Consider the following 25,282-nt stretch of genomic DNA (forward strand, 5'->3'; position numbering starts at 1 on the left):
AGGGTCCGTGCCCCATGAACTCACTTGAACCGCGCTTCGTCTGGCTGGATCTCGAGATGACGGGGCTGGACCCCGAGACGTGCGCCATCATCGAGATTGGCATCATCATCACCGGGCCGGACCTCAAGCCCATCGCGGAGATGGATCGCGTCATCTGGCAGCCGGACGAGGTGCTGGCGCGGATGGAGCCGGTGGTGCGGGACATGCACACGCGCAACGGGCTGACGGCGCGGGTGAAGGCCTCGCCCATCTCCCTGCGGGTGGCGGAGCGGGACATCACCTCGCTGGTGGCGGACCACTGCGCGCTGGGCGAGGGGGTGCTCTGCGGCAACTCCATCCACACCGACCGGCGCTTCCTCATCCGGTACATGCCGATGCTGGAGCGCTACCTCCACTACCGGATGGTGGACGTGACGAGCCTGAAGGTGCTCACCCGGGCCTGGTACCCGGACGTGCCCGAGCCGCGCAAGAGCCCCTCCGGGCACACGGCGCTGTCGGACCTGCGCTCCAGCATCGCCGAGCTCACTCACTACCGCGACACGTTCTTCCGCGCCCACGGCTGAGCGGCCCCGGCGCGCCAGCCCTCAGGGGCTCTGCCCGGCCTGGGGCCGCAGGTACCGGGCCAGGGTGTCCAGCAGCGCGTCCAGCTCGAAGGGCTTGGGCAGGACGGCCGAGGCGTTGCGGCGCTCCTCCTCGGCGATGCGGCCCGCGCTCATCACCACCACGGGGATGTCGCGCAGCTTCGGGTCCTGCCGGATGCGCCCCAGCAGCTGCGCGCCGCTCATGACGGGCATCATCAGGTCCAGCAGCACCAGGTCGGGTGTGCGCTCGCTCATCCGCATCAGCCCCTCCTGGCCGTTGAAGGCGGACATCACCTCGTAGCCCTCCATGGAGAGGATGTCCTCGAGCGCGTCGACGATGGCGGTCTCGTCATCCACGACGAGCACCCGTGTCATGACCGGTTCCTCCGCCGCGGCAGGCTCTTGCGCCTGGCCTTCTTGCCCTTCCTCTGGGGCTCCAGGGGCCTGGCCTGGCCGGTGAGCACGGCCTCCGCGCTCTCGAAGGTGTCCTCCACGTGGATGCCGCGCGAGGAGATGGAGAACAGGCGCAGGGCCGGATCATTGTCGCTCTCGCGCATCTTCATGACGGAGAGCATCCGGTAGAGCTGCGAGCGCATCTCCACGAAGCGCAGGAAGATGACGTTGTCGATGATGGCCTCGACGCCCTCCAGGCGCACGTTCAGCTCGGAGCCGAAGAGGTTGTTGGTCTGCTGGGTCATCATCACGGTGACCTTCCGGGCGCGCAGCTCGTTGGTCACCGCGGTGATGAAGCGCGAGGCGCGCTGGTGGTCGATGGACTCGCTCTTGAGGAACGGCTCCATGCCGTCGATGAAGAGGCGCTGGGGGCGGTGCTTGTCCACCAGCCCGAGCAGGTCCTGCACCAGCGCATCCGGCAGCGTCTCCACCGCCACCCGTGCCTCCAGCCGCAGCCGGCCCTTGGCGACCAGCGGCTCCAGGTCCAGCCCGACCTTGGACATCTTCATGATGAGCCGGGGCCCGGTCTCGGTGAAGCCGTAGTACAGGCACTGCTCGCCCCTGCGCGCGCCCTCGCCCAGGAAGTGCAGCCCCAGCAGCGTCTTGCCGGCGCCGGGCGAGCCGAAGACGAGCGTGGACGAGTAGGCCACCATGCCGCCGCCCACCATCTGGTCCAGCCCCGGGATGCCGAAGGGCAGCCGCTGCTGGGGATCCGGCACCACGTCCGGCTGTCCGGTGTAGAGGGCTTCGGTGCGCGGGTAGATGCACAGCCCGTCGTCGGTGATGTCGAAGGTGTGCTTGCCGGAGAGCTGCGCGCCGCCGCGGAACTTCTGCACCTCGATGCCGCGCACGGACTTGAGGCCCAGCAGCTCCGCGCTCAGCACGACGACGCCGTCCACCATGGCGAACTGGGGGTCGGCCGGGTTCTCCTGCATGCCGGTGAGCATCAGCGAGGTGCAGCCGGCCAGCGAGTTGTGGACGCAGAGCGAGTGGAGGAACTCGCGGAAGGCCAGGCGGGACTCGGCGCGCTCCTCCACCGCGGCCAGGCCGTCCACCACCAGCACGGTGGCCTCGTGCTCGCGCACCGCGCGGAAGATGAGCCGGCTGAGGCCGGAGAGCCCCTCGGCCTTCAGGGTGGCGTAGCCGCTGATGTAGTGGAGCGACTTGCCCACCGACTCGCGCTGGAAGAAGCGCATGGGCTCCAGGTGCTTCACCATCCGTCCGTGGGACTCGGCCAGCACGGTGATGAAGACGGCCTTGCCGCCCGTGGCGACGGCCGAGAAGCAGAACTGGTTGCCGAGGATGGTCTTCCCCGTGCCCGGCGAGCCCGTGATGATGTAGGTGCCCCCGTGCAGCCAGCCGCCGCGCAGCAAGGTGTCCAGCCCGTGCAACCCCGACGGCACGCGGCGCGCGGATTCATCAGGAAGCTGGGCCTCGCTCACTCGTCCCTCCGGGGTTCAGCTCCAAAGGTAGGAGCGTGTGGTGGGTTCGGGAGTTCTTTCGTAACCGGGTGTCGGGAAACGGTCGTTCACCGGGCGACCAGTCGCTCGCGCAGCACGTGCTTCTGCACCTTGCCCAACGCGTTGCGAGGCAGCGCGTCCACGAACTCCACGCGGCGGGGCTTCTTGAAGCTGGCCAGCCGGTCCTTGCACCAGTCCACCAGCGCCTGGGCATCGGGCGCGGGCTGTCCGGCGGTGGGCACCACCACGGCCACCACCTGCTCGCCGAAGTCCGGATCCGGCAGGCCGAGCACCGCCACCTCGCCCACGCCCGGGTGGGTGGCGAGCACCTCCTCCACCTCGCGCGGGTAGACGTTGAAGCCGCCGCTGATGATGAGCTCGCGCGCGCGGCCGGTGATGTGGAAGTAGCCATCCGCGTCCCGGAAGCCAAGGTCCCCGGTGCGGAACCACCCGTCCGCGTCGAACGCCTCGCGCGTGGCGTCCTCGCGCCGCCAGTAGCCGGCGAACACGTGCGGGCCACGGACCTCGATTTCACCGGCCTCTCCGTCGGGCAGCGGCTGGCGGGTGCGCACGTCCACCACGCGCGCCTGCTGGCCGGGGAAGGGCATGCCCACCGTGCCCGGGCGGCGCTCGCCCTCGTAGGGGTTGGTGGTGTTCATGATGGTCTCGGTCATCCCGTAGCGCTCGAGGATGCGCTGGCCGAACTCGGCCTCGATTTCCTGGAAGAGCTGCGCGCTGAGCGGCGCGGAGCCGGAGACCATCAGCCGCAGGGCGCGGGGTCGGAGCCCGGTGCGCCGAGACTCCTCCAGCAGCCGCCCGTACATGGTGGGCACGCCGAAGAACATCGTGAGCGAGGAGTCCTCGCGCAGCGCCTCCAGCGCCTCCGAGGCCACGAAGCGGCGGCGCAGGTCCACGCTGGCGCCGGTGTAGAGCGTGCCGTGCAGGCCCACCATGAGCCCGTGGGTGTGGAACAGGGGCAGGGCGAGCAGCAGCCGGTCCTCGGCCGTCCACCGCCAGGCCTCGGTGACGGCGCGGATGTTGGAGAGCAGGTGGCTGTGCCGCAGCATGGCGCCCTTGGAGCGCCCGGTGGTCCCCGAGGTGTAGCCGAGCACGGCCGTCGCGCTGGCCTCGGGCACCGGCATGGAGCGCCGCGCATCGAGCGGCTCGGCGAGCAGCGCGTCGAAGGCCGTGACGGTGACGGAGGGCGGCAGTGGAGCGGTTGGCGGCTCCACGGTGATGAGCCACTCCAGGGAGGGCAGCCCGGACAGCAGTGGGGCCAGCTCCGCGGCGCCCGCGGCTCCGGTGACGCAGGCGCGAGCCTCGGAGTCACTGAGGATGTGGCTCAGCTCCACCTGTCGGTACTGCGTGTTGACCAGCACCACGATGCACCCGGCGTACTGCGCGCCGAGATAGGCGATGACGAACTGGGGGCTGTTCTCGAGGAAGAGGGCCACCCGCTCGCCGGGCTCCTTGCGCCGACGCAGCAGCGCCTGGGCGAAGGCGGTGACGCGGCGGGCGAGCTCTCCATAGGTATAGCGCTCGGAGCCGAAGCTCAGCGCGAGCCGCTCCGGCGTCCGCCGGGCGTGCGAGAGGAAGACCTGGAGGATGCTGCTGGAGTGTTCCCCGCGAGAGTCAGGGGTCGTCATGAGGCGGCGAGCTTGAGAGCGGGTTTCGGTAGGACGTCATGGTAGTTCTGCGCCCGAGTCGTAGGCTACCAGGATGGATCCTACCGAGATGTGGAACGCGAACTTTTCTTGAGCTTCCAAAGCTGAGCGCATCGGGCATCGTGGCTCTGGCCTGCTATTGGCGACATTGGCTTGGTCCCAGGGATATGGTCGATCGCTCCGAGGGAGGCGCCCTGTGAGCGGACCGGTCCCCAACTGGTATGACAAGCAGACCAGTTCGGACAAAGTGCGCCCGACATGAGGGCGGACTGGGCACAGGGGGCTCGGGTCCTCGGCTCGTTGCAGGTTGCGCGGCCGCTGACGACCGAGGCCTGCTCCCCATGAGTGGGGAGTGACCGCCGGCTTGAGGCCCAGACGCTCTTCCACCCTGTCTCACCACTCCGAGCGCGAGTGCGCCACGGCTGATCCGGTTCAGCGAACGCGGGCGAGGACCACCGGGCCCGTCGTCCCGGCCGGAGCCTGGGAGAGCGGCACGCGGTAGGTGAAGCTCTGTCCGGACGGTTCCGTGGGCGTCACGAGCGTGACTGGCAGGCGCGCCCCGCACACCTCCACCAGCTGCGCGATGATGCCGCGCACGAAGTGGGGGTCCAGCCCCGGCAAGGGACTGATGGCCGCCTGGAACTCCGGCAGCACCTCCACCGTCACCTCCATGTCGCCGCCCGGCAGCTCGCGCGCGTGGGCCTTGGCATGGTTGACGCCCGTCTGGAGCACGCGCGTCATGTGATTGAGCATCCGGCGAGCGCCCCACATGCGCGCCATGCCGAACAGCGCCTTGCCCATGCTCGTGGAGCCGAACCCCTCCAGCGCCTTGAGCCCCAGCTGGTAGCGGGCCTCCTCACGCGGCAGGTCCGGGAAGCGCAGCTCCGCGCACAGCTTGAGCGTGCCCAGCAGCGTGGACAGCGGGTAGGCGCTGAGCAGCGGCCGGTCCACGTCCACCCCCAGGGACAGCAGCTTGCGCCGGGCCTCCGTATCCAGCCGGTCCTTCATGGCGTGGAGCAGCAGGCCCTCCATCAGCTGGTCGAAGGCCACAGGCTCTCTGCGCAGGGGCTGCTCGAGGGGCATGGCTCGCACGCTTTGCTCCTGGGACTTCAAGGTGGGCAGGTGTGTCTCGGGAGGCCGGGAAGTTTCAGGTGTCCGCCGGAGCGTCGTAGTCCGGCGTCAGGTCCACCGCGTTCACGGTGAGCAGGTGGTAGATGGTGATGTTGCTCACCCAGAAGAAGATGGCGCCGAAGCTCACGTAGACGAGCGGCGAGCCCGGCCACACCTGCAGCGGGTTGCCGGCGATCTTCGCCGCCACGAAGCCTCCCGCCCACTCGATGCACCAGGAGATCGCCGCGCCGTAGGCCACCCGCCGCCACACCGGCAGGCGCTTCGGGTAGAACCAGTAGTAGTGCAGCGTCCACATCACCCCGATGCCGAACGCCCAGATCATCAGGCTGGCGAACGAGAACCAGTGGTACGGCGAGCTCGGGTACACCCACCCCCACTCGCCCTGCACGATGCGGAACAGCTGGTTCTGCGTCAGCTCCAGCAGCCAGAAGATGGGCGTGAGGTAGAGGATCTGCGTCGCCAGCACGCGCGCGTACGTGAAGAAGGACCTCTCTTGAGGCCCCGTGACCAAGGTGAGCGTGTTCATCCTTCCCCTCCAAGCTGGGCGGATTGACGAGGTGGCGCGGTCTGCGGTGGATGGATTGAAGGGTCTACCGCCACTCTCTTGCTTCTGTTCAGCCGACAACCTGTTGCGAGAGAGCGCCACGCGAGACGCTCGCATGTCGCTCGCGATCAGGAAAGAGGGCCTTCGCCCAGGTGGACAAGGGCGGGTTGCTCTGCCATCCGCGCCGACAGTGTCTCACACCCTGGAGCCGTGAGGCCGACCTGACAAGGAGGCCTCCCACTTCCAATCCGCTACGTCACCCGCGCGGCAGGTGCACCGTGAAGGTGGTGCCTGCCTGCGGGGTGGACACCACGTCGACGGTGCCGCCGTGGCCACGGACGATCTCCCGGACGATGTAGAGGCCCAGACCGATGCTGCGGCTGTGCTGGCCCGTGGTGGGCTCGCCTCGCGTGAGCGGCTCGAAGAGGCGGGGGAGCATCTCGGGAGAGATGGGGGTGCCCTCGTTGTGGACCTCGAGGAGGGCGGGGCTCGACGCCGTGTCCGTCCGCACGCGCACCGGGGTGCCGGGCGGGCTGTAGGCCAGCGCGTTGCCCACCAGGTTGGTCAGCACCTGCGCGATGCGATCCGGATCCCACTCGCCGTGGCCTTCTCCGCGCGTCTCCACCTGCACCTGGCGCTCGGGGTGGGCCAGCAGCACCTCGTCCACCACGTGGCGGGTGATGTCGTGCAGATCCATGGGCCGGCGCTTCAGCGGGAGGCCGGAGCCCAGGCGCGTCTGGGTGAAGTCCAGGAAGTCTCGGATGAGGCGCGTGGCCCTGTCACAGGACGAGCCGATGCGGTGCACGGCCTTGAGCTGCCGCTCGTTCAGCCCCGGGCTGGCCTGGAGCAGCCCCGCCGCCATGGTGATGGCCCCCAGCGGGTTGCGCAGGTCATGGGACACGATGCCGATGAGCTGCTGCTCGAACTCCGTCCGGCGGCGCAGCTCCTCCTGGTCGCGCCGCTGCTGCTGGAAGAAGCGGGCGTTCTCGATGGACAGCGCCGCCTTGTTGGCGAGCTCCTCCAGCAGCCGCAGGTCCTCCGGCGTGAAGGACCGCCCCGGGGTGATACGCGTGGTGGTCAGCGTGCCGATGACGCGCCCCTGCGCCCGGAGCGGAACGACGAGGCAGGAGCACGCGGGGCTGAGCTCGAGCAGGGCCTGGTGCTCTGGCCGGCTCGCGGGCTCCAGCGGCTGGCGCAGGAGGTCCGGGAGGAACAGGGACTGGCCCGTCCGCGCCACCCGGCCCGACAGCCCTTCTCCGAGCCGCACCGGGTGGGAGGACAGCAGCTCGAAGGCGCGCTGCTGGATGGCGGGCTCGACGTGGCGCAGGGAGGCCAGCTCCAGCTGCTCCCCCGACGGGGACAGCAGGCTCAGGACGCTGGAGTCGCCCAGGTGGCGCACCACCTGGGTGGCGATGGCGTCGAAGAGCGCGGGCAGATCCCGGTGCGCCGCGCTGAAGGCGTCGGAGGCCTCGGCCAGCACCTGGAGGCGCGCGGCGGCGGCGCGCACCTTCTCGTTGGCCAGGCGCTCCTCCTCGTAGAGCTGGGCCCGGTCGATGGCCTGCGCGCAGGCGTGGGCCACGGCGGTGAAGAAGGCCCGGTCATCCTCGGTGAAGCTGCGCTCCTGGGCGAAGGAGAGCCCCAGGCCCCCCAGCACCCGGCCCTTGACCAGGAGCGGCAGGGCGGCGGCGGCGCGATTGGTGACCGCGGCCTCCAGGTGCGGGTAGCGCGCCGTCCACTCCTCGCGCGAGGCCATCCAGCAGGGCCGCTCCTCGCGGACCGCGTCCGTCAGGGGCATGGGGATGGACAGCGGCATGCGCTGCCAGCGCTTGATGACCTCCTCGGAGTACCCCGTGGCCTGCGTCACCTCGAGCCACTCCCCGCTGGAGTCCAGCAGACAGACGGAGCCGGCGACGGCCCCCAGCGAGTGGAGGCCCTGCTCGAAGAGGGCCCGCATCACCTGCTCGGTGGAGGTGGCCTCCGCCAGCCGCGAGGTGAGCGTCTGCAGCCGGGCGATGTAGTCCGCGGCCCGGTGCGCGGCCTCGCGAGCCAGGGCCTCCTGCTGACGCAACAGCTCGGCCTGGCGCCGCACCTGCTGCTGCGCCCGGAACAGCTCGATGAAGACGGCCACCTTCGAGCGCAGCACGTCCGGCGAGAAGGGCTTCTGCAGGAAGTCCACCGCGCCGTGCGCGTAGCCCGCGCGCACGTCCGCCTCGTCCCGGCTGTAGGCGGTGAGGAAGATGATGGGGATGTTGCGCGTGCGCTCGCGCTGCTTGATGAGGGTGGCCGTCTCGTAGCCATCCATTCCCACCATCTGCACGTCCAGGAGGATGACGGCGAACTCCTCGGCCAGCAGGAGCCTGAGCGCCTGCTCGCCCGAGGCGGCCTTGGCCAGCCGCACCTCGAGCGGCGCGAGGATGGCTTCCAGGGACAGCAGGTTGGCCGGGTTGTCGTCCACCAGCAGGACGCTGGGCGTGAAGGCGTCGCCAGTCTCCACCGGCCGCCGCGAGGCCGCCGGGGACTCCTGCGCCGAGAACAGCGCATCCGGAGGGTGTCCCCCCAGCCAGCGCCTCCAGGGCGCGCCAGGCTTGGACGCGCCCCTGGGAGTTTCACGCATCGTCTCGGGGAAGTTCACCAACCAACCAGCCCTTCACTACTCGGAGTGACCCCCCACAGCATACCCGGCGTGAGCCCGTGGGGCAGAGGCTCATTGGTTCCTGCGAGTACCGGTCAACCCCCCGGTGGATGGAAGGGATTCCCGCCAGGGAGCGGGGCGGCGCCTCAGGGGATGGACAGTACCTCCACCTCGAAGATGAGCACCGAGTGGGGCGGGATGATGCCGTTGCCCCGCGCGCCATAGCCCAGCGAGGAGGGGATGACGAGCTTGCGCACCCCTCCCACCTTCATGCCGGGGATGCCCTCGTGCCAGCCGGCGATGACCCGAGTCTCCCCCGGGGTGAAGGAGTACGCGGTGCGGCCCTCCTGCCGGGAGCTGTCGAACTGCGTCCCATCCGGCAGCCAGCCCGTGTAGTGCACCGTCACCCGGCGGCCCAGGCTGGCCTCATCCCCCGTGCCCACCTTCAGGTCCTGGAGATACAGCCCGCTCTCGTGGCGCTCCATGACGGCCAGGTCCACGCCCAGCGCCGACGAATAGTTGATCTTCGCGGGGTCCCCCAGCGCCTCCTCGCCTCCTCCACAGCCGAGCACCAGCAGGAGTGAGCACAGCCACAGGGAGCGGAGCATGGGGGGGCCTCCAGGGCGCCAGCGCGGCGCGGAATGAGAGTGCCCCTCCATACCGCGCGGCCCAGGGGCCACGCACGCCTTCGTGGAGTACCCGACAACCAGGCAGGTAGGCAGGCAGGCATCGTGGGCGGTGCTGAGTGGCCATGAGTCCGGCTCGCACACCCTACTTCCGAGGTCTCCCGGCGGAGCCACCCGCACACGGGGTGTCGGTTTGACCCCCGCCTTGCCAACGCTCTCCACGGCACGGGACACTGACGTCATCGCGCCTCGCGCGAGTAGCGTCTCGCCATCCGGGGGGATTTGAAGGAGCCGGATTTGGATTCGCCCAAGTTTGAGCTGTTGACGCAAGGGCTCGAAGAGGTCATCGAAGGACGCTCGGACGACGCGAGGAAGACGCTCGCTTCCCTCCGTGGCCGGTTGGACGTGGACGCCTTCCCGGAGGACATGCAGTACCTCATCTTCGCCGCGGCGCTGTCGCGGCGGCTGTTCGGAAACACCGCGGAGGAGTTCAACCTCTACCTGCGGCGCTACGAGCACGCGCAGATCAACCTCTTCTCGCTGCTGGCCTCGCGGCTGCCGCTGGTGCCCATGGCGGGCAGCATCGCCAACGAGCTCATCGCGGGGCTGGTGCGCGGGCAGGACACGTTCACGCTGCTGGACGTGGGCATCGGCACCGGGCGGCAGGAGGTGGCGCTGCTCAACTCGCTGGCGGCGGCCAACGCGCTGCCCCGGCAGCTCACCATCGTGGGGGTGGAGCCGGGCGAGGACTCGCTGCGCGTGGCGGAGGACTCGCTCACGGCGACGGCGCGAGGGCTGGGCGTGGGGCTGCGCTTCATCGGCATTCCCCGGACGGCCGAGACGCTGGGCGAGGAGCACTGGGCGCTGCTGAACGACCTGCCCGGGCCGCGCGTCGTCAACGCCGCCTTCGCCATGCACCACATCGCCTGGCGGCCGGAGGGGGAGGACCTGCGCGACGTCTTCTTCCGGCGGCTGCGCCAGTGGTCGCCCACCGGCGTGGTGCTGTGCGAGCCCAACTCCAACCACCACCGGGCGTCGGTGCGCGAGCGCTTCCACAACTGCTGGCGCCACTTCTACTTCACCTTCCAGCTGCTCGAGGAGCTGGACATCCCCCGGCAGGAGAAGAACACCATCAAGGTGTTCTTCGCGCGCGAGGTGGATGACATCGTCTCCACGCTGGACGAGCAGCAGCGCAGCGAGCGGCACGAGAACGTGAGCGCCTGGCTCGAGCGGCTGGCGCGCAGCGGCTTCCGGCTGGAGGAGGAGCTGTCGCGCCCGTGGGCGGCCACGCACCCGGCCATCAACATCCGGCCCCAGCGCGGCTACGTGGGGCTGGAGTACCGGGAGGAGACGATCGTCGCCGTCATCTGCGCCACCGGAGCGCCCGGGAAGGCATGAGCCAGGCGCGGCTGGAGGAGCGGGCGCGCGCGGTGCTGGAGCGCTGCCGGGCCGCGGGCGCGCGGCTGGCCGTGGCGGAGGCGTGCACCGGGGGGCTCATCACCGCGAGCCTGACGGAGGTGCCGGGCGCGTCCGCCGTGCTGGAGCGCGGCCTGGTGCCCTACTCCAACGAGTCCAAGGAGGAGCTGCTCGGCGTGCCGCGCGAGCTGCTCGTGGCGCACGGGGCCGTCAGCGCCGAGGTGGTCCGCGCCATGGCCGAGGGGCTGCTGGCGCGCGCCCCGGTGAAGCTGGCCCTGGCCGAGACGGGCATCGCGGGGCCGGGCGGAGGCACCCCCACCAAGCCCGTGGGGCTCGTCTTCCTGGCGCTGGCCCGGCCTGGGGCGCCCACGGTCGTCGAACGCCACGTTTTCCCGGGAGTTCGGGGGGAAATCCGTCAGGCCGCCTCGCTGCGGGGGCTGGAGCTGCTGCTCGAGCAGCTGGGTGCTGGATCCTGAACCGTCATGGCACCTACATTGGGAGCAGGTGTTTTGACAGGGGTAGAGATAAGATCCATACCCGAGCTATCAGCGGTCGAGGGCCGGGAGGAGCTGCGGTGTACCAGATCCAGATCGACAAGACGAACGCCATCGTGGACTTCATCCTCGACGGCTACATCCGCGTGGACGAGATGCAGAAGTTCGTCGCCGAGCTGAAGAACGCGACGATGAGCCTCACGGGCCGCGACATCAAGATCAAGGCGGATGTGCGCACCTTCAAGCCCGCCTCTCCGGAGGCCGCGGAGATGATCCGGCAGGTGCAGGAGTTCGGGCTGCGCTCGGGCGTGAAGCGGGTGGCGGAGCTGGTGGAGAGTCAGATCGTCGCGCTGCAGCTCAACCGCGTGGCGCGCGAGAGCGGCACCGACAAGGTGCTGCGCCGCTTCTGGGAGGACTCGGCGGCGCGCCACTGGCTCATCCACGGGGACACCGCCGAGGAAGGCAGCACCCCGTAGGCCCCCGGAGGCGCTGGCACGCCTGGCGCCTCAGGTGGGAGCGAGCCCGACCGCGAGCAGCGCCGCGAGCGCGCCGTACATGGGCACGTTGAGCGTGAAGGTGAGCCGGTTGATGCGGCGGAAGCGCGCCTGCTCCTCGTCGGCGAACCAGACGCCCTCCTCTCCGGTGGTGGCACCCTCCACCGCGTGGAAGAAGAGGGCCGCGTAGATGATCTCGATGACGAGGCTGACGAGCACCAGCCCCACGAGCGCCAGCGCCCAGCCATCCGAGCCCGTGAGCGGCCCCGTCCAGTGCGCGTGGTGCCAGCCCAGCGCGCCGAGCACCAGGGCGATGCACAGCACGTCATGGCCGATGCCGTAGGGCGGGCGCCAGTTCCTGGACACGTAGAGCATGTACATCTCCGCCGCGCCCCGTATCCACATGGAGGCGCCGAACAGGCCGAGCACCGCGCGCGCCGCGGGCGCCAGCGCCGGATCCATCGCCACCGCGGGGCAGACGATGAACCAGAAGTAGACGGCGTAGAAGAGCCAGGCCACCTTGGGCGGTGAGATGCGGCCGCCGCGCGTGCCCTGGCGGTTCTGGCGCTTCTGGAAGAGCCAGCCGAGCAGCACGAAGACGCCCAGCAGGAGGAGCAGCGCGGCGCGGGTGAGCGGGGAGAGCATTCAGGGGCGGCGAGGGCGAGGGTAGTGCTCGGGGTAGTGCTCGAGGTACCACGCGCGCAGCCGGGGCAGGTGCTGCGTGGCCACCTGGGGGTGCAGGTGGTGGACGATGTGGCAGCCCACGTTGCGCGGCGCCAGCAGCAGCCGGCCGACCCAGCCCAGCCCGTGGTCGCTCGTGGAGGCGAGGATGCCCTGGAGGGTGTTGCCCTGGTGGCGCGCGGGGGTGTGCTCGGCCAGCAGCCGGTACGCCGAGGCGGCCGAGGCGCCCATCAGCGGCAGCAGGTACCCGAGGCCCACGGCATGGGGCCAGCGCCAGGCCAGCGCGAGCACGCCCAGGTGGAAGAGCACCTGCGCGAGCTCGGCGCGGGCGCAGGCGAGCACCTCCGGGCTGCGGGTGAGGTCCTCGCCGGAGCGATCCATGAGGAAGAGGCGGCCATAGAGGTTGCGCAGCGGGGGCACGGCCCAGGCGAGCGCGCCCACGGGGCCGCGCACCACCCAGAAGGGCACCACGGGGATGAGCTGGAGCCACAGCAGGGCGGCGCGCCACCACGGCCCGGGCGGGGGCTTGTGGTAGCCGTCCAGCTCGGTGCCCTCGTGCCGGTGGTGGCGCAGGTGGTGGTAGCGCATGGCGTTCCACGTGGAGGCGATGGGGTAGCCCGCGAGGCACTCCAGCAGCCAGAGCTCGGCGCCCTTGTGGCGCACGGACAGGTGCACCGCGTCATGGAGGATGACGCCCAGTGCATGCAGCCGGCCGGCGATGAGCAGCACGAAGAGCGGCGCCGCGAGCGGGAGCGCGTGCAGGCCCACCTGGCACAGGGCGATGAGCGCCCACTCGGTGACGGCCATGCGCAGCAGCTGGGGCACGCGGGCCTGGCCCAGCAGCTCGCGAGGCACCACGGCGCGGGGCGGCAAGGGCGTGAGGGCGGTGGAGGGAGCGCTCATGGCGGGGGCCTCACCGGTGAAGCTGGCGGCCAGGCCTTGTGGCAAGTCTACCCCATGGCTGGACAGGGCGCGGCCTGCCGGGGCACGCTCCGCGCATGCTCCCACCGACGCGCGTCGAGCGCTGGGGCTGGACCTGGCCCCGCTGGACCGACCCGCGCCTGCCGTTCGCGGGCCTGCTGACGCTCTATGGCGTGCTGGGCTTCTCCTTCTTCGGCTTCAACCGCAGCCCGGCGCAGATGGCGACCATCGTCGTCACCGGCAGCGTGCTGGACGCGGCGCTCGGCTGGCTGCTGCGCCGCGAGAAGGTGGTGCCGCTGAGCGGGTACATCTCCTGCTGCTCGCTGGCGCTGCTGCTCAACTACTCGCACCACAGCTGGCTGCTGCTGCTGCCGGTGTGGCTGGCCATCGGCTCCAAGTACGTGCTGACCTTCGAGGGGCGGCACTTCTTCAATCCGTCGATGTTCGGCGTGGCCACCTCGCTCCTGCTGTCGCGCGAGCTCATCACCGCGGCGCCCGCCTACCAGTGGGCCAACGGCGCGGTGGCCATGTCGGCCTTCATCGTGATGGCCGCGCTGGTGCTCTTCCTCTTCCGGGTGGGGCGCGGCTGGCTGGTGGTGAGCTTCCTGCTCCTCTACGCGGCGCAGACGGGGCTGCGGGCGTATGTCATGAGGCACCACCTGCCGCCCGAGGTGCTCTTCCTCGGCACGCTGGGGGCGCCCTCCTTCTTCATCTTCGTCTTCTACATGCTGACGGATCCGGCGACTTCACCACCGACGCGCCGGGCGCAGGTGCTGCTGGCGCTGGCCATCACGGTGGTGGATCTGCTGCTGCACTTCAAGGAGAGCGTCTACACCTTCTTCTACGCCGCGCTCACGTGCGCCACCGCCCGCTTCCTGTTCCTCCACGCGCGAGCCTGCTGGCGGCGCGGCCCGCGTGCGTACCTGGGCGGCCTCCTCTCTCCGGGCCCGCTCGAGCGCGTGGGCGTGGTGGGCGGGCTGGGAGCGGCCATGGCCGGAGCGTACTTCGGCGTGGTGGCACCCTCCGTGGAGGCGCACCCGGTGAACTTCCGCATGGAGCGGATGGAGGCTGCGCGCACGGGGCTGGGCTCGGAGATGGGGGACGTGCTGACGCGGGTGGATCCGCGCGTGGCCCACATCTCCAAGTGGGTGCTGAGCGTGGGCGACGCGGTGGCGACGGGGGACTTCGATGGGGACGGGCTGCTGGACCTCTACCTGTCCCACCCGCTCAAGAAGGACGAGTACCGCGCCGCGCTCTACCGCAACCTGGGGGACTTCCGCTTCGAGCGGGTGAAGGTGCCCGCGCTGGAGCGCTTCTCCACGAGTTACGCCGAGGAGGGGCTGCCCGGCACCGCCGCCTTCGTGGACTACGACGGGGATGGGGACCAGGACCTGGCCATCGGCGTGGCGTTCGGGCCGTCTCGGCTGCTGCGCAACCTGCGGAGCGAGACGGGGCGGCCGGACTTCGAGGACGTCACCCAGGCGGCGGGCATCGCGGACCACTCGGTGAGCCTGGGCCTCACCTTCTTCGACCATGACAGGGACGGGCGGTTGGACCTGCTCGTCACCAACGCGCTCACCACGCACCTGCCGGACTACGCGAAGCCGACTCCGCTCAACCTCTTCCGCCTGCCCGCGCCCGAGTACCCGGGTGACAGGCGCATGTTCCGCTTCATGCACGACGGCTGGCACCAGGCGGACAACGGGGGCCTCAACCGCCTCTACCGCGCGCGGGGCGATGGCACCTTCGAGCCGCTGGACATGCAGGCGATGGGGATGCCGGAGACGCGCTGGTCGCTGGCCACCAGCACCGTGGACCTCAACCACGACGGGTGGACGGACCTCTACATCGCCAACGACTTCGGGCCGGACGAGGTGTACCTGAACGAGGAGGGGCGGCGCTTCCGCCGCATCGTGGGCCGGCGCTTCGGGGAGATCGGCAAGGACACGTACAAGGGGATGAACGCCTCGGTGGCGGACTTCGACCGGAACGGCTTCCTGGATGTGTACGTCTCCAACGTGCACCACTCGCTCCAGGCCGAGGGCAGCCTGCTGTGGATGGTGGGGCCGGGGGCGGATCCGTTCCTGCCCGAGTTCAAGGACGAGGCGACCTTCCGCGGCGCGCTCAACGAGCGGCGCTTCGGCTGGGGCGCGGCGGCGGGAGACCTGGACAACGACGGGTGGCCGGACATCGTCCAGACCAACGGCATGGTGGATGACCGGCTGGACAGGCTGCTGGCGGACGGGGAGCGCAAGGACTACTGGTACATCAACCACAAGCTGATGCAGTCCGGGCCGGAGGTGCACACCTACGCGGACCAGTGGGGCGACATCCGCGGGCGCACCATCTACCCGAACGAGGCGAGGCGCGCGTACCTCAACCTGGGGGACGCCAAGCCCGGGCACTTCGTGGACGTGGCGCGCGAGCTGGGCGTGGACGACCCGGACAACTCGCGCGGCGTGCTGATGGCGGACCTGGACAACGACGGGGACCAGGACCTGGTCGTCACCAACCAGCACGGGCCGGCCTCGGTGTACCGCAACACGCTGCGCGCCGTGGGAGGAGCGGTGCCCGAGGGCTCGCACTTCGTGGGGCTCACGCTGGTGGGGGATGGCCACCGCACGCACTCGACGGCGGTGGGCACGCGCGTGGTGCTCTCCTATGAGGAGGGCGGCCGCAAGGTGGAGCAGGTGCGGGAGGTGGGGCTGATGGGAGGCTTCTCGGCGTCGGCGGATCCGCGCCTGCACTTCGGGCTGGGGCGGCACGCGGGCCCGGTGACGGCCATCATCCACTGGTACGGCGGAGAGGTGCAGACGGTGCGGCTCGAGCCCGATCGCTACCACGAGGTCCGCCAGCCGCCGGGCAGCACGGCGCTGCAGGGGAGGAGATAGGACATGTTGTCGGCCCTGAAGGGGGCCATCGCGCGGCGCGAGGAGCTCACCGAGCACCAGCGTGCGCAGATGCTCGCCCTGATGCAGCTCTGCTACGCGGGTGTCTCCGCGGAGCGCTTCGCGAAGGACCTGGAGGAGAAGCAGTACGTCATCCTCCTGTCCCTGCGGCGCACGGGAGAGCTGGTGGGATTCAGCACCCTGCGCGTCGCGGAGGACCGCATGGGGGGGAAGGCCGTGGAGCTCGTGTTCTCGGGGGACACGGTCATCCACCCGGACCACTGGGGACAGAAGGAGCTGCAGGTCCAGTTCGCGCGCTTCACGGCGTGGCGGAGGCTGCGCCGGCCGCTGCGCCCGCTGCTGTGGTTGCTGCTGAGCGGCGGATACAAGACGTACCTGCTGTCCGTGAACAACTTCCCGCGCACCATCCCGCGCCATGACTGGGAGGCGCCCCAGGAGCGCGTCACCTTCATGCGGCAGCTGGCCTCTCGATGGTTCGGAGAACAGTACGACGCCGAGCGGGGCGTCCTGCGCTTCGCCCAGCAGCACTACCGGGTGCGGGATGGGGTGGCGCCCATCGATCGCGCGGCCGCCGCGCATCCGCACATCGCGTTCTTCGCCTCGCGCAATCCGGGACATGTGGATGGCGAGGAGCTGGTGTGCCTCACGGAGGTCCGCCTGAGGGACCTGGCCCGCTCGGTGGGGTGGATTCTCGTCAAGCAGGTGATGGGCGTGACGCGGCGTGGACTGAGGCTGATCGGGGTGCGGGCGCGGGCATGAGCGCCGTCGTCCCATCCGCGCTGCTGCTCGGAGGGCTGCGAGCGGCCATGGCTCCATCGGCGCTGCGCTTCTTCCGCGCGCTGGGGCGGCCGGAGGCGGCGCAGGCGGAGTGTCTCGGGCGGGTGCTGCGAGCCGTGGCGGGCAGTCAGCAGGCCGCGCGCATCCCGGGCTTCGAGCGGATCTCCCGGCCGGGAGAGTTCCAGGACGCAGTGCCCGTGTCCACGCCGGACTCGGTGGTGGCGGACGTGGAGCGCATCGCGGCGGGCGAGCCGCGAGTGCTGACGGCGGCGCCGGTGGTCCGGTTCGAGCCGTCCGGAGGCTCTTCGGGGGCATCGAAGCGGGTGCCTGTCACCCGCGCGTTGCTGGACGAGTTCCACCGCGCGCTGGCGCCCATGCTCTTCGAATTGCTCCACCGCAGACCGGCGCTCCGTGAGGGCCCGAGCTACTGGTCCATCTCGCCCATCGGGAGGAAGCGAGGGCGGACGCCGGGCGGAGTGCCGGTGGGGAGCCTGGAGGACAGCGCGTACTTCCCGCGATTCCTCCAGCCGCTGCTCACCCGGGTGTTCGCCGTGCCGGGCGACGTGGCGCGGATGCCCGAGGTGGAGAGCTGCCGCTACGTCACGCTGTGGTTCCTCGTGGCCTGCGAGGACCTGGCGCTGATCAGCGTGTGGAACCCGAGCTTCCTCACGCTCCTCATGGACGCGCTGGAGGTGCATGGAGAGCGGCTGGCGGAGGACCTGGAGCGAGGGACGTGCCGGCCTCCCAGCAGCGCGCCCGAGGCGGAGGTCCGAGCCGTCCTCTCTCGGATGCGCTTCACGCCTCGGCCGGAGCGGGCCCGGGTGCTGCACCAGGCCCTGAAGGATGGGCTGAGCGGAAGGGCGCTCTGGCCACGGCTCGCGCTGCTCAGCATGTGGACCGATGCCCAGGCCGCCCATGCCGTGGGGCCCGCGCGCCGCCGGTTCGAGGGAGTGGAAGTCCAAGGCAAGGGGCTGCTGGCCACCGAGGGTGTCGTCACCCTGCCGATGTTCGACGCACCGGCTCCCGTGCTCGCCGTGCGCAGCCACTTCTACGAGTTCGCCGACCCGGAGCGTCCGGAGGCGCGCCCGCGGCTCGCCCATGAGCTCGAGCAGGGCCGCGAGTACGTCGTCCTCCTGTCCACGTCCGGGGGACTGCTGCGCTACCGGCTGGGAGACCTCGTGCGAGTGGAGGGCTTCCTGGGCGCGACACCCTGTCTGCGCTTCCTGGGTCGCGCCGATGCCGTGAGCGATCTAGTGGGAGAGAAGCTCGCCGCGACCCGGGTCACCGCGGTGCTGGATGCCGCGCTCCCTCCTCTGTTCGGAGGCACGCGGCCTCGCTTCGTCATGCTCGCGCCGGAGTGGGAGACGCCGCCCGCCTATCGCCTCTTCCTGGAGACGGAAGCACCGGACGACCAGCTCGCCCGGGCCGCGGAGGCCATCGAGCAGGCGCTGCGCGAAGGCTTCCATTACCGCTACGCGCGGGAGCTGGGACAGCTGGGGCCGGTGCGAGCCGTGCGCGTCTCCCACGGAGCCCGACACTACGAGGCGCGCTGCATCGCCCTGGGCCAGCGCGCCGGAGACATCAAGCCCACGGACCTGCACCGCCAGCCGGGCTGGACCGCGCACTTCGCTTCTGGAGGCACCTCGTGAGGAACCCGCTGCACCTCGCGCCCCCCACGCAGCCGCCGACGGTCGACCTGGAGGCCGAGGCGGACCTGGCCCGTTGCGGCGCGCTCAAGGACTACTGGTACGTGGCGTGCCGCTCGCCCGAGCTCACGGGGAAGAAGCCGCTCGCGAGGACCCTCCTGGGCCTCAACATCGTCCTCTTCCGGGACGAGCAGGGCCGGCCCGCGGCGCTGAGAGACCGCTGCCTGCACCGCAACGCGCGGCTGTCGGCGGGGGACACATTCGAGGGGAAGCTCGGGTGCCCGTACCACGGCTGGGTCTACGACGCGGGCGGCAACGTGGTGGAGGTGCCATCGCTCGGGCCTTCACAACGAGGCGAGGTGCTGGACGAGCGCGGCCATGCGCAGTCCGGCCTCACGGTGGAGCCGTGCAAGCTGGGGCGCCTGCAGCGCTTCGAGACGCGCGAGCAGGACGGGCTCATCTACGTCTTCATGGGCGGTGAGGCGTCCAGCGCGCGGGCCGAGCCCTTCCGGGTGCCGTACTGGGGACACCCGGACTGGACCGTCTACTTCATGGTGACGCGCTTCCCGAACGGGGTGACGAACCTCGTCGAGAACTTCATGGACGTGCCGCACACGGTGTTCGTGCACGCGGGGTGGTTCCGCAACCGGGTGCGCAAGCGGGTGCCCGCGACGGTGAAGCGCTCGGGGGGGAGCGTGCTGGTCACCTACAAGCAGGACCAGGACGCCGTCAGCGGCCTGGGGCGGCTCTTCAACCCGCGTGGGCTGCCGCTGGTGCACACGGACCATTACTTCGTCCCGAACATCACCCGCGTGGACTACATGTGGGGCGAGCATGGCTTCGTCATCAACTCGCAGGTGACGCCCATCGGTCCGACGGACAGTCTGGTCTACACGGCCATCAGCTTCCGGCTGCCGTTCGAGGTGCCGGGGCGGCTGGTGGGGCGGGCGCTGGCGCCGGTCATCAAGTGGTACACGACCCAGGTCATCCTGCAGGACGTGGAGATCATGCGCGTGCAGCGAGAGGGCCTGCTCAACGGCCCGGGCGGGGGCGTCTTCAAGAGCACCGAGGCGGATCTGCTCCACGCGGACATCGAGGCCTACCGCCGGTGGCTCCGCGAAGGAGGCCAGGGGCCAGGACCGGGCGACGAGGAGCGCGACATCGTCTTCTGGATCTGACGCTCCGGCGCCTGCTCACGACTCCTTCTCCAGGTCGTACTCGAACAGGAGCGTCTTCCCTGGCTCGATGGTGATGGTCTGGATGACCACCTTGCCCAGGTCCTTGTTCTCCAGCTTCAGCTCGTGCGTGCCCTCGTAGACGGGGATGGGTTCGGACGAGGCCAGCCCCTTGTACCTCCCATCGAGATACACGGCGGCGGAGGGGCGGATCCGAAGCTCGAGCGTGCCCTGCTCCACCGACACCCGGAGCACTCCATTGTCCCCGGGCGCGAGCACGAACGACTGTCGCTTCGAGAAGCCCTTCACGGAGTCGTAGACCTCCACCTGCACGGGCCCGGGGGCGAGCTGGCTCATCGCCACCGACCCATGCTTCTTGAACTCGCCGTTGACCCGGATCTGCGCGGGTGGAGAGCTCTCGAAGACCACGGACGCCAGCTGAGGCTTCTGCTCAACCGGCTCCCGCACCTCTGGCGGCGCGCTCGCGGCCGTCTCCACCGCCGTGGCCAGACGGTCAGCGCCTCGCTCGACGGGAGGGGATCGCTTCTTCCTCTCGGTGGCCTCGGTCGGGGGAGGCGCCCTGGCGCTCACCGAGACGGTCACCTCGGAGGAGGGGACATCCACCGTCGCCTCCTGGCGCGGCGGCTCCTTCACCTCCACCCTCGGAGGTTCAGGCGCGACGACAGGAGCCTGGGGCGCTGCGGGCTCGGGTGCTGGAGGAGCCACCGCGAGGGCTGGTGGCTGTGCACTGGCGGGGAGGGAAGGCGTCTGCCTGAGCATGAGGAAGGCGCTCACCGCCACGAGCACCGTGAGCAATCCCAGTGACATCGCCACGAGGCCCGCTCTTCGCTGGGAAGACTTCTGTGCTTCTCGTGGCACCGTGGCGGCCACCCCGAGCTCCAGGGACGCGGACGCGGAGGCTTCCTCCTGGAGCCTGCTGCGCTCCAAGGCGCTCCCGAGCTGGGAAGCGGGGAGCTCCACCTCTCCGGTGTCCACCTTCCTGGGCGTCATGACGGGCAAGAGCACGGGAGGCTTCGCCGGCCGCGGTCCAGCGCGAGAAGGAGGCACCGCACGAAGCAGCGGCGGCGGTGCCCGGATGTCGCTCGTCGAGCCCACGGGCGCGGCTCCTCCGTCGGGAGGCATGACTCGCGCGATCAGGCTCGCGATCTCGTCGGTGCCCACCGGCTCACCCATGCCGAGGATGAAGCGCTCGAGATCCGCTCGGAGATGGCGGCAGCTGGCGTAGCGCTCCTCCCGCTCCTTCGCCAGGCACCGCTCGGTGATGCGTGCCAGCTCCGCGGGGATGCCTGGGCTGCGCTCTCGGAGGGGCTTCGCGGGAGTGTCGAGGATGGCGCTCATCAGCGCGGCCTCGCCCGTGACGTCGAACGGCCGCTTGTTGGTGAGCAGCTCGTAGAGCACCACCCCCAGGGCATATACATCGACACGCCGATCCAGCGGTCGGCCCCGGAGCTGCTCGGGCGGCATGTAGGGCAGCTTGCCCTTGATGATGCCCGCCCTCGTGCCGTGGCCCTGGCCGATGACCTTGGCGACCCCGAAGTCCACCACCTTCACCGTGCCGACCCGCGAGACGAGGATGTTGTCGGTGCTGACGTCCCGGTGCACGAGCCCCAGGTGCCTTCCCGTCTGGGGATCGACGAGATCATGCGCGTAGGCCAGCCCCTCGCAGGCGTAGGAGACGATCTTCGCGCACAGCGCCGGAGCCAGCTTCACGCCCGCGCTCCTCGCCTGACGCGCCAGCACGCGCAGGTTCGGCCCGTCGATGTACTCCATGGCGATGCAGTAGGAGCCCTCGAACTCGCCGAAGTCGAAGATGTGGACCACGTTCGGGTGGTTGAGCTGGGCCACGAGCCGAGCCTCCGCCAGGAACATCTCCACGAACTGCTCGTCCTCGGCCAGGTGAGGAAGGATGCGCTTGAGGACCAGTGTCTTGGAGAACCCTCGAGGCCCCTCGGTCCGAGCGAGGAAGACCTCCGCCATGCCGCCCGACGCGAGCTTCCTGATCAGTTGATAGGACTTGCTGAGCTGCACTCGGAACTCCAGACGTGAGGGGCGCGGGCGGGTGAGCCATGGTACCCAGCCACTCCTGTCTGATCCGGCGCCGCCCACTGCTACTCGAGGCGTACGGCGCCATGCGTACGACGGAAGGGGTACAGCCGCTCGAACACCGCCTTGCGTATTGCTGACCGCGCAACTGCGGCGAGCCTGCCGCGGAACGAGAGCTCATGTTCCCTCTGTTCACGTCATGGAAGCGGATGCCCTGGAGGCAGCGGGTCGCCCCGGCCGCCCTGGTGTTGCTCGTGACGGCGCTGGTGCTCGTCTGTGTGTGGATTGGCCTTTCGCTGCAGGCCACCATTCGCCGACAGCGGCATGGCGAGACACAAGCCTTGACCCTCGCCGAGCTGGAGGCGCGCACGCTCAACGAGCTCGCCGCGACCAATCGGACGATCGCCGCCACCTACGTGGTCATGAACCACATGCACGCTTCCACGCTGGCCGCTCCCGGGACTCAGGAGCCTGGAGCGGTGCCCGTCGTCGAGCGCTCCGTGGATCTGCTGGATCAGATGATGGATGCCGCTCGCTCCGCCCAGTGCACCCGCTTCGCGGTGACGTTCGGCGAGGTGCGGCTGACCGAGGCCGGTGACATGGAGCGGACGGTGGGCGAGATCAACGCCGCGGAGTTCTCCGAGGCCATGGAAGGCATGCCCTGTGGAGCGCCGGAGCGTCGGCTCGAGACGGAGAGGGCGGGCTGTGCGCTCCGGGAAGGCTGCTTCAGCAAGTTCCGGTTCGAGCATGACTCGGGACACGGCTGCAGCCAGTACCACGTGTACCGCTACCTCCCGGTCAGGCGCCTCGCGGGAGCCGAGGAGGAGAAGAGCTCGCTGTTCATGGCGCACGTCGGCTACCAGGCGCCAGACACGACGCAAGAGCCTCCCAACATGTTCGCTTCCTCCTGGCGGGCCACGCTCCCCGAGGGCCCGTTTCGGTCCACGAGCACGCCCGGTGGCCTGGAGCTGGGGCCCGGGCTCTTCGAGAAGGAGCATGGGAAGGTCAGGCTCGAGGTGGTGCGACGCGCCACGCAGGGGATGCCCTCCTATAAAGGAGAGCGGCTCCAGGCCCTGGCCGCGGACTTCCTGGGAGAGGGCTCGAGCATCGCGGCGGGCTGGTTCATGACGCGCGACACGCCAGAGCAGGTGCTGGGCTTCTATCGGGAGGGCCTGGGGAGGACGGGGCTGCCGGTGCTCTTCCATCACCACAACCCGAGCGCGGGGTATGTGGGCTATCGAGATCCCGAGACGCAGGCACTGCATCTGGTCTCGGTGCTCGCCCAGGGCGCGGAGACCACCGTCCTCGTCTCCCACGCATCCGCGGACGCGGTGACGGGAGCCCTGCAAGGTCCGTTACCCCCGGAGCTTCCCATGCCCAAGGCCGTCCAGCAGCACCTCGTCATGAGCTTTCAGGACGAGGGCCCCGCGCGCTTCACGGGACACGTGAGCGCGCCCCACGCCCGGGTCGAGGGGCTGGCGGACCTCTTCCGACAGGAGTTCAAGAGGAGGGGATGGAGTGTCGAGCAGGGCTCCGAGCAGCTCGACGAAGAGGTGCTCCTCAGCGCACGACGTGGCTCGGCGAGGGTCAGCATCCTGATCCAGCCGCAGGCCTCGGGAGCCCAGGCGTTCTTCACGATGGAGCGGTCGTGAGCCGCTTCTCGCGGCCGCGGAGCGCTACTTCGGCAGTAGTACAGATCGCCCTCATGGCTGTCCGTACTGTGGCTTCACGCAGAGAGCCTGGTGCTCGGCGAGCTCCAGGTTCTGTGTGCGCTCAGCACATCACCCGGCACTCAACGAAAAGGACAGCTCCATGACGTCAATCCCATTCAACTTCCCAGGCATGGGCTCCGGCTTCCACACCATGGGACAGCCAGGCACGGCGCCCACGGCGAACCGTGGCCTGAGCGGTGCGGAGATCAACATGCTGCGCACCATCCTGCAGGCGAACATCAACGTGAACATCAACGTGAGGCTCGACGGCTTCCACCCGCCGAGGCAGATCGGCGGCGTGTGCGGCCCCAAGCCCCGCATGTGCTGCCCCAAGCCTCCGGTGCGGCAGGACTGCTGCCACCCGCCCGGGAGCCTGAAGACCAGCCCGGAGGGTGCGGTCACCACGCCTGGCGGCTACAAGATCGAGGTGCTCGGGCCGTGCGAGTGGAAGATCACCGGCCCGGACGGCAAGAACACGCGTGTCTGGGGTGACCCGCACGTGGCCGAGGGTGACGGCGGCACGTGGGACTTCAAGCGCGACAGCACCTTCGTGCTCGGTGACGGCACGCGCATCAACGTCGCCACCAAGCCCGCTGGGCCCAACGCGACTGTGACTGGGGGGCTGGAGATCATCTCCGGCAATGACCGCGTGAAGATCACCGCCGTCGACACGGCCAAGAGCAAGACCGGACCGGTGACGCGCGATGGCTACGCGCACGCCAACAGCTTCGGCAACAACGACGTGTTCGTCATGGGCAGGGAGACGGACGACTGGTCCTTCCAGGGCAGGGAGGTCATCGGCAGCTACAACCTCGGCGAGTCGTTCCAGCTCGGCGACAAGCTGCCCGCCGGGAGGACCCACCACAAGCCGTGGCATGCCTACCGCGGAGGCTTCCAGAAGAGCGACGGGGGCTCGCCCCTGGGTGGCCCGAGCGGCATCGCGCCGGGTGGCCCGAACGGCATCCTGCCGGGCGAGCCCCACCCGAACGCGCCGACCAACCCGTTCGCCCAGCAGCTGAACGCGCTCCTCCAGAGCCTGTTCCAGCAGATCCAGGGCATGATGTCGTTCTGCGACCTGATGCCTCAGCGCAACTTCGGCTGCGATCCGTTCTGCGCGCCGGGGACCCAGGGCAACTGGATGGATCGCCGCCAGCAGCACCTGGGCAACAGCTTCGGCGACATCGGCACGATGCTGAACGCGTTCTCCCAGCTGGACTCGCTCAGCCGCAGCGTCCAGTCGTTCCGCCTCCCCTTCATGGTCTGATGCGGCACGTACGGACACTCCCATGACCGAGACCTCGCAGACTTCGAATGAGCCCGCGCCTCCAAGCCAGACCGAGCTGGCCCAGCGGCTCATCACCGGCGACATCACCCCGGCGCAGTTCCTGGGCCTGTCCCAGGAGCGGCTGTACGAGATCGCCACGGTCGGCCACCGGATGCTGGTGGACGAGCGGGCGGAGCAGGCGCTGGCCCTCTTCAAGGGGCTGGTGGCGGCGTCGCCCTACGACAGCGTCTTCCACTGCCACCTGGCCGCCGCGTATGTCCTGGCCGAGCGCTACCCCGAGGCGATGGAGGAGTACACGCTGGCGCTCCGGCTCAACATCGCCAACGTGGACGCGCTGGTGGGGCGCAGCGAGCTGTACCTGCGCGAGGGCAAGGTCGCCGAGGCCCTGACCGACATGCACGCCGCGCTCCAGCTGGACCCGAAGGCCGAGCGTGACTCGACTCAGCGTGCGCGCACCAACCTGCTGGTGCTCAAGGCCATGGCGGACGAGGCGGAGGCCGCCGAGACCCAGAAGCCCTGAGCGGCGGTGCCCGGTCACGCAGCTCACGCCCCGGGGATGGCCGCCTGTGTCCGGCCATCCTCGGGGTGACGCGGCGCGAGACGTCACCCTCCGGACC

The 25,282-nt window shown here is 69.9% G+C and carries 21 protein-coding genes; 11 read left to right on the forward strand and 10 right to left on the reverse strand.

Features of this window, described 5'->3' with window-relative positions; translation table 11 throughout:
* Positions 1–14 precede the first annotated feature (14 nt).
* Entirely contained in the window at positions 15–563 is a 549-nt protein-coding gene (gene orn, locus KY572_RS33395) for an oligoribonuclease (RefSeq protein ID WP_224247713.1), read from the forward strand.
* Between the two features lie 21 nt (positions 564–584).
* Here the strand turns inward: orn and KY572_RS33400 are convergent, their stop codons facing one another.
* The 7 genes from KY572_RS33400 to KY572_RS33430 all read right to left on the reverse strand — a co-directional run bounded on the left by KY572_RS33400 (position 585) and on the right by KY572_RS33430 (position 9,073).
* The gene (locus KY572_RS33400; RefSeq protein ID WP_224247714.1) at positions 585–956 is read right to left on the reverse strand and encodes a response regulator; all 372 of its coding nucleotides are present in this window, start codon (positions 954–956) and stop codon (positions 585–587) included.
* Complete coding sequence (locus tag KY572_RS33405; RefSeq protein WP_224247715.1) at positions 953–2,476, reverse strand: ATPase domain-containing protein; 1,524 nt, start codon at positions 2,474–2,476, stop codon at positions 953–955. The genes KY572_RS33400 and KY572_RS33405 overlap by 4 nt, the downstream gene beginning before the upstream one ends.
* A gap of 86 nt (positions 2,477–2,562) precedes the next feature.
* Positions 2,563–4,140 (reverse strand): class I adenylate-forming enzyme family protein, encoded by a 1,578-nt coding sequence (locus KY572_RS33410; protein ID WP_224247716.1) that lies wholly within the window; start codon positions 4,138–4,140, stop codon positions 2,563–2,565.
* Positions 4,141–4,590: 450 nt separating this feature from the next.
* A complete protein-coding gene (locus KY572_RS33415) occupies positions 4,591–5,241 on the reverse strand; it encodes a DUF2378 family protein (RefSeq protein WP_224247738.1) in 651 nt (216 codons plus the stop codon).
* 64 nt (positions 5,242–5,305) lie between these two features.
* Entirely contained in the window at positions 5,306–5,815 is a 510-nt protein-coding gene (locus KY572_RS33420; protein WP_224247717.1) for a hypothetical protein, read from the reverse strand.
* A 274-nt stretch (positions 5,816–6,089) separates the two neighbouring features.
* On the reverse strand, positions 6,090–8,447 hold the full coding sequence (locus KY572_RS33425) for a GAF domain-containing protein (RefSeq protein WP_224247718.1): 2,358 nt from the start codon (positions 8,445–8,447) through the stop codon (positions 6,090–6,092).
* Positions 8,448–8,611: 164 nt separating this feature from the next.
* Positions 8,612–9,073, reverse strand: coding sequence for an FKBP-type peptidyl-prolyl cis-trans isomerase (locus tag KY572_RS33430; RefSeq protein ID WP_224247719.1), 462 nt, complete (start codon positions 9,071–9,073; stop codon positions 8,612–8,614).
* 315 nt (positions 9,074–9,388) lie between these two features.
* On the opposite strand from KY572_RS33430, the gene KY572_RS33435 reads away from it, so the two are divergent.
* The 3 genes from KY572_RS33435 to KY572_RS33445 all read left to right on the forward strand — a co-directional run bounded on the left by KY572_RS33435 (position 9,389) and on the right by KY572_RS33445 (position 11,477).
* Positions 9,389–10,489: a GRAS family protein gene (locus KY572_RS33435; RefSeq protein ID WP_224247720.1), complete on the forward strand. Its 1,101-nt coding sequence runs from the start codon at positions 9,389–9,391 to the stop codon at positions 10,487–10,489.
* Complete coding sequence (locus KY572_RS33440; RefSeq protein ID WP_224247721.1) at positions 10,486–10,983, forward strand: CinA family protein; 498 nt, start codon at positions 10,486–10,488, stop codon at positions 10,981–10,983. Before KY572_RS33435 ends, KY572_RS33440 begins: the two co-directional genes overlap by 4 nt.
* A 98-nt stretch (positions 10,984–11,081) precedes the next feature.
* A complete protein-coding gene (locus KY572_RS33445) occupies positions 11,082–11,477 on the forward strand; it encodes an STAS/SEC14 domain-containing protein (protein ID WP_224247722.1) in 396 nt (131 codons plus the stop codon).
* A 30-nt stretch (positions 11,478–11,507) separates the two neighbouring features.
* Here the strand turns inward: KY572_RS33445 and KY572_RS33450 are convergent, their stop codons facing one another.
* Both KY572_RS33450 and KY572_RS33455 read right to left on the reverse strand, forming a co-directional pair.
* Positions 11,508–12,140 (reverse strand): hypothetical protein, encoded by a 633-nt coding sequence (locus KY572_RS33450; RefSeq protein WP_224247723.1) that lies wholly within the window; start codon positions 12,138–12,140, stop codon positions 11,508–11,510.
* The gene (locus KY572_RS33455) at positions 12,141–13,079 is read right to left on the reverse strand and encodes a fatty acid desaturase family protein (RefSeq protein ID WP_224247724.1); all 939 of its coding nucleotides are present in this window, start codon (positions 13,077–13,079) and stop codon (positions 12,141–12,143) included.
* Positions 13,080–13,174: 95 nt separating this feature from the next.
* Between KY572_RS33455 and KY572_RS33460 the strand changes: the two genes are divergently transcribed.
* Genes KY572_RS33460 through KY572_RS33475 form a run of 4 tightly spaced genes read left to right on the forward strand, consistent with a single transcriptional unit; the run spans position 13,175 to position 19,607 of the window.
* Positions 13,175–15,988 carry an FG-GAP-like repeat-containing protein gene (locus KY572_RS33460; RefSeq protein WP_224247725.1) on the forward strand — a complete coding sequence of 938 codons (2,814 nt, stop codon included), beginning with the start codon at positions 13,175–13,177 and terminating at the stop codon, positions 15,986–15,988.
* A 3-nt stretch (positions 15,989–15,991) separates the two neighbouring features.
* Positions 15,992–16,765: a hypothetical protein gene (locus tag KY572_RS33465; RefSeq protein WP_224247726.1), complete on the forward strand. Its 774-nt coding sequence runs from the start codon at positions 15,992–15,994 to the stop codon at positions 16,763–16,765.
* Entirely contained in the window at positions 16,762–18,432 is a 1,671-nt protein-coding gene (locus KY572_RS33470; protein ID WP_224247727.1) for a GH3 auxin-responsive promoter family protein, read from the forward strand. Before KY572_RS33465 ends, KY572_RS33470 begins: the two co-directional genes overlap by 4 nt.
* Positions 18,429–19,607, forward strand: a complete 1,179-nt coding sequence (locus tag KY572_RS33475; RefSeq protein ID WP_224247728.1) for an aromatic ring-hydroxylating dioxygenase subunit alpha — start codon at positions 18,429–18,431, stop codon at positions 19,605–19,607. The genes KY572_RS33470 and KY572_RS33475 overlap by 4 nt, the downstream gene beginning before the upstream one ends.
* 15 nt (positions 19,608–19,622) lie before the next feature.
* Here KY572_RS33475 and KY572_RS33480 read toward each other — a convergent pair whose 3' ends face one another.
* The gene (locus KY572_RS33480; protein ID WP_224247729.1) at positions 19,623–21,653 is read right to left on the reverse strand and encodes a protein kinase domain-containing protein; all 2,031 of its coding nucleotides are present in this window, start codon (positions 21,651–21,653) and stop codon (positions 19,623–19,625) included.
* Positions 21,654–21,847: 194 nt separating this feature from the next.
* Here KY572_RS33480 and KY572_RS33485 point away from each other — a divergent pair, with 194 nt between their 5' ends.
* The 3 genes from KY572_RS33485 (at position 21,848) to KY572_RS33495 (ending at position 25,185) form a co-directional block, all read left to right on the forward strand.
* Complete coding sequence (locus tag KY572_RS33485; RefSeq protein ID WP_224247730.1) at positions 21,848–23,320, forward strand: hypothetical protein; 1,473 nt, start codon at positions 21,848–21,850, stop codon at positions 23,318–23,320.
* A 160-nt stretch (positions 23,321–23,480) separates the two neighbouring features.
* Positions 23,481–24,644, forward strand: coding sequence for a DUF1521 domain-containing protein (locus tag KY572_RS33490; RefSeq protein ID WP_224247731.1), 1,164 nt, complete (start codon positions 23,481–23,483; stop codon positions 24,642–24,644).
* A 22-nt stretch (positions 24,645–24,666) separates the two neighbouring features.
* Positions 24,667–25,185, forward strand: coding sequence for a hypothetical protein (locus KY572_RS33495; RefSeq protein WP_224247732.1), 519 nt, complete (start codon positions 24,667–24,669; stop codon positions 25,183–25,185).
* The last annotated feature ends 97 nt before the right edge of the window (positions 25,186–25,282 follow it).

The sequence above is a fragment of the Hyalangium gracile genome, from assembly GCF_020103725.1.
Lineage (GTDB): Bacteria > Myxococcota > Myxococcia > Myxococcales > Myxococcaceae > Hyalangium > Hyalangium gracile.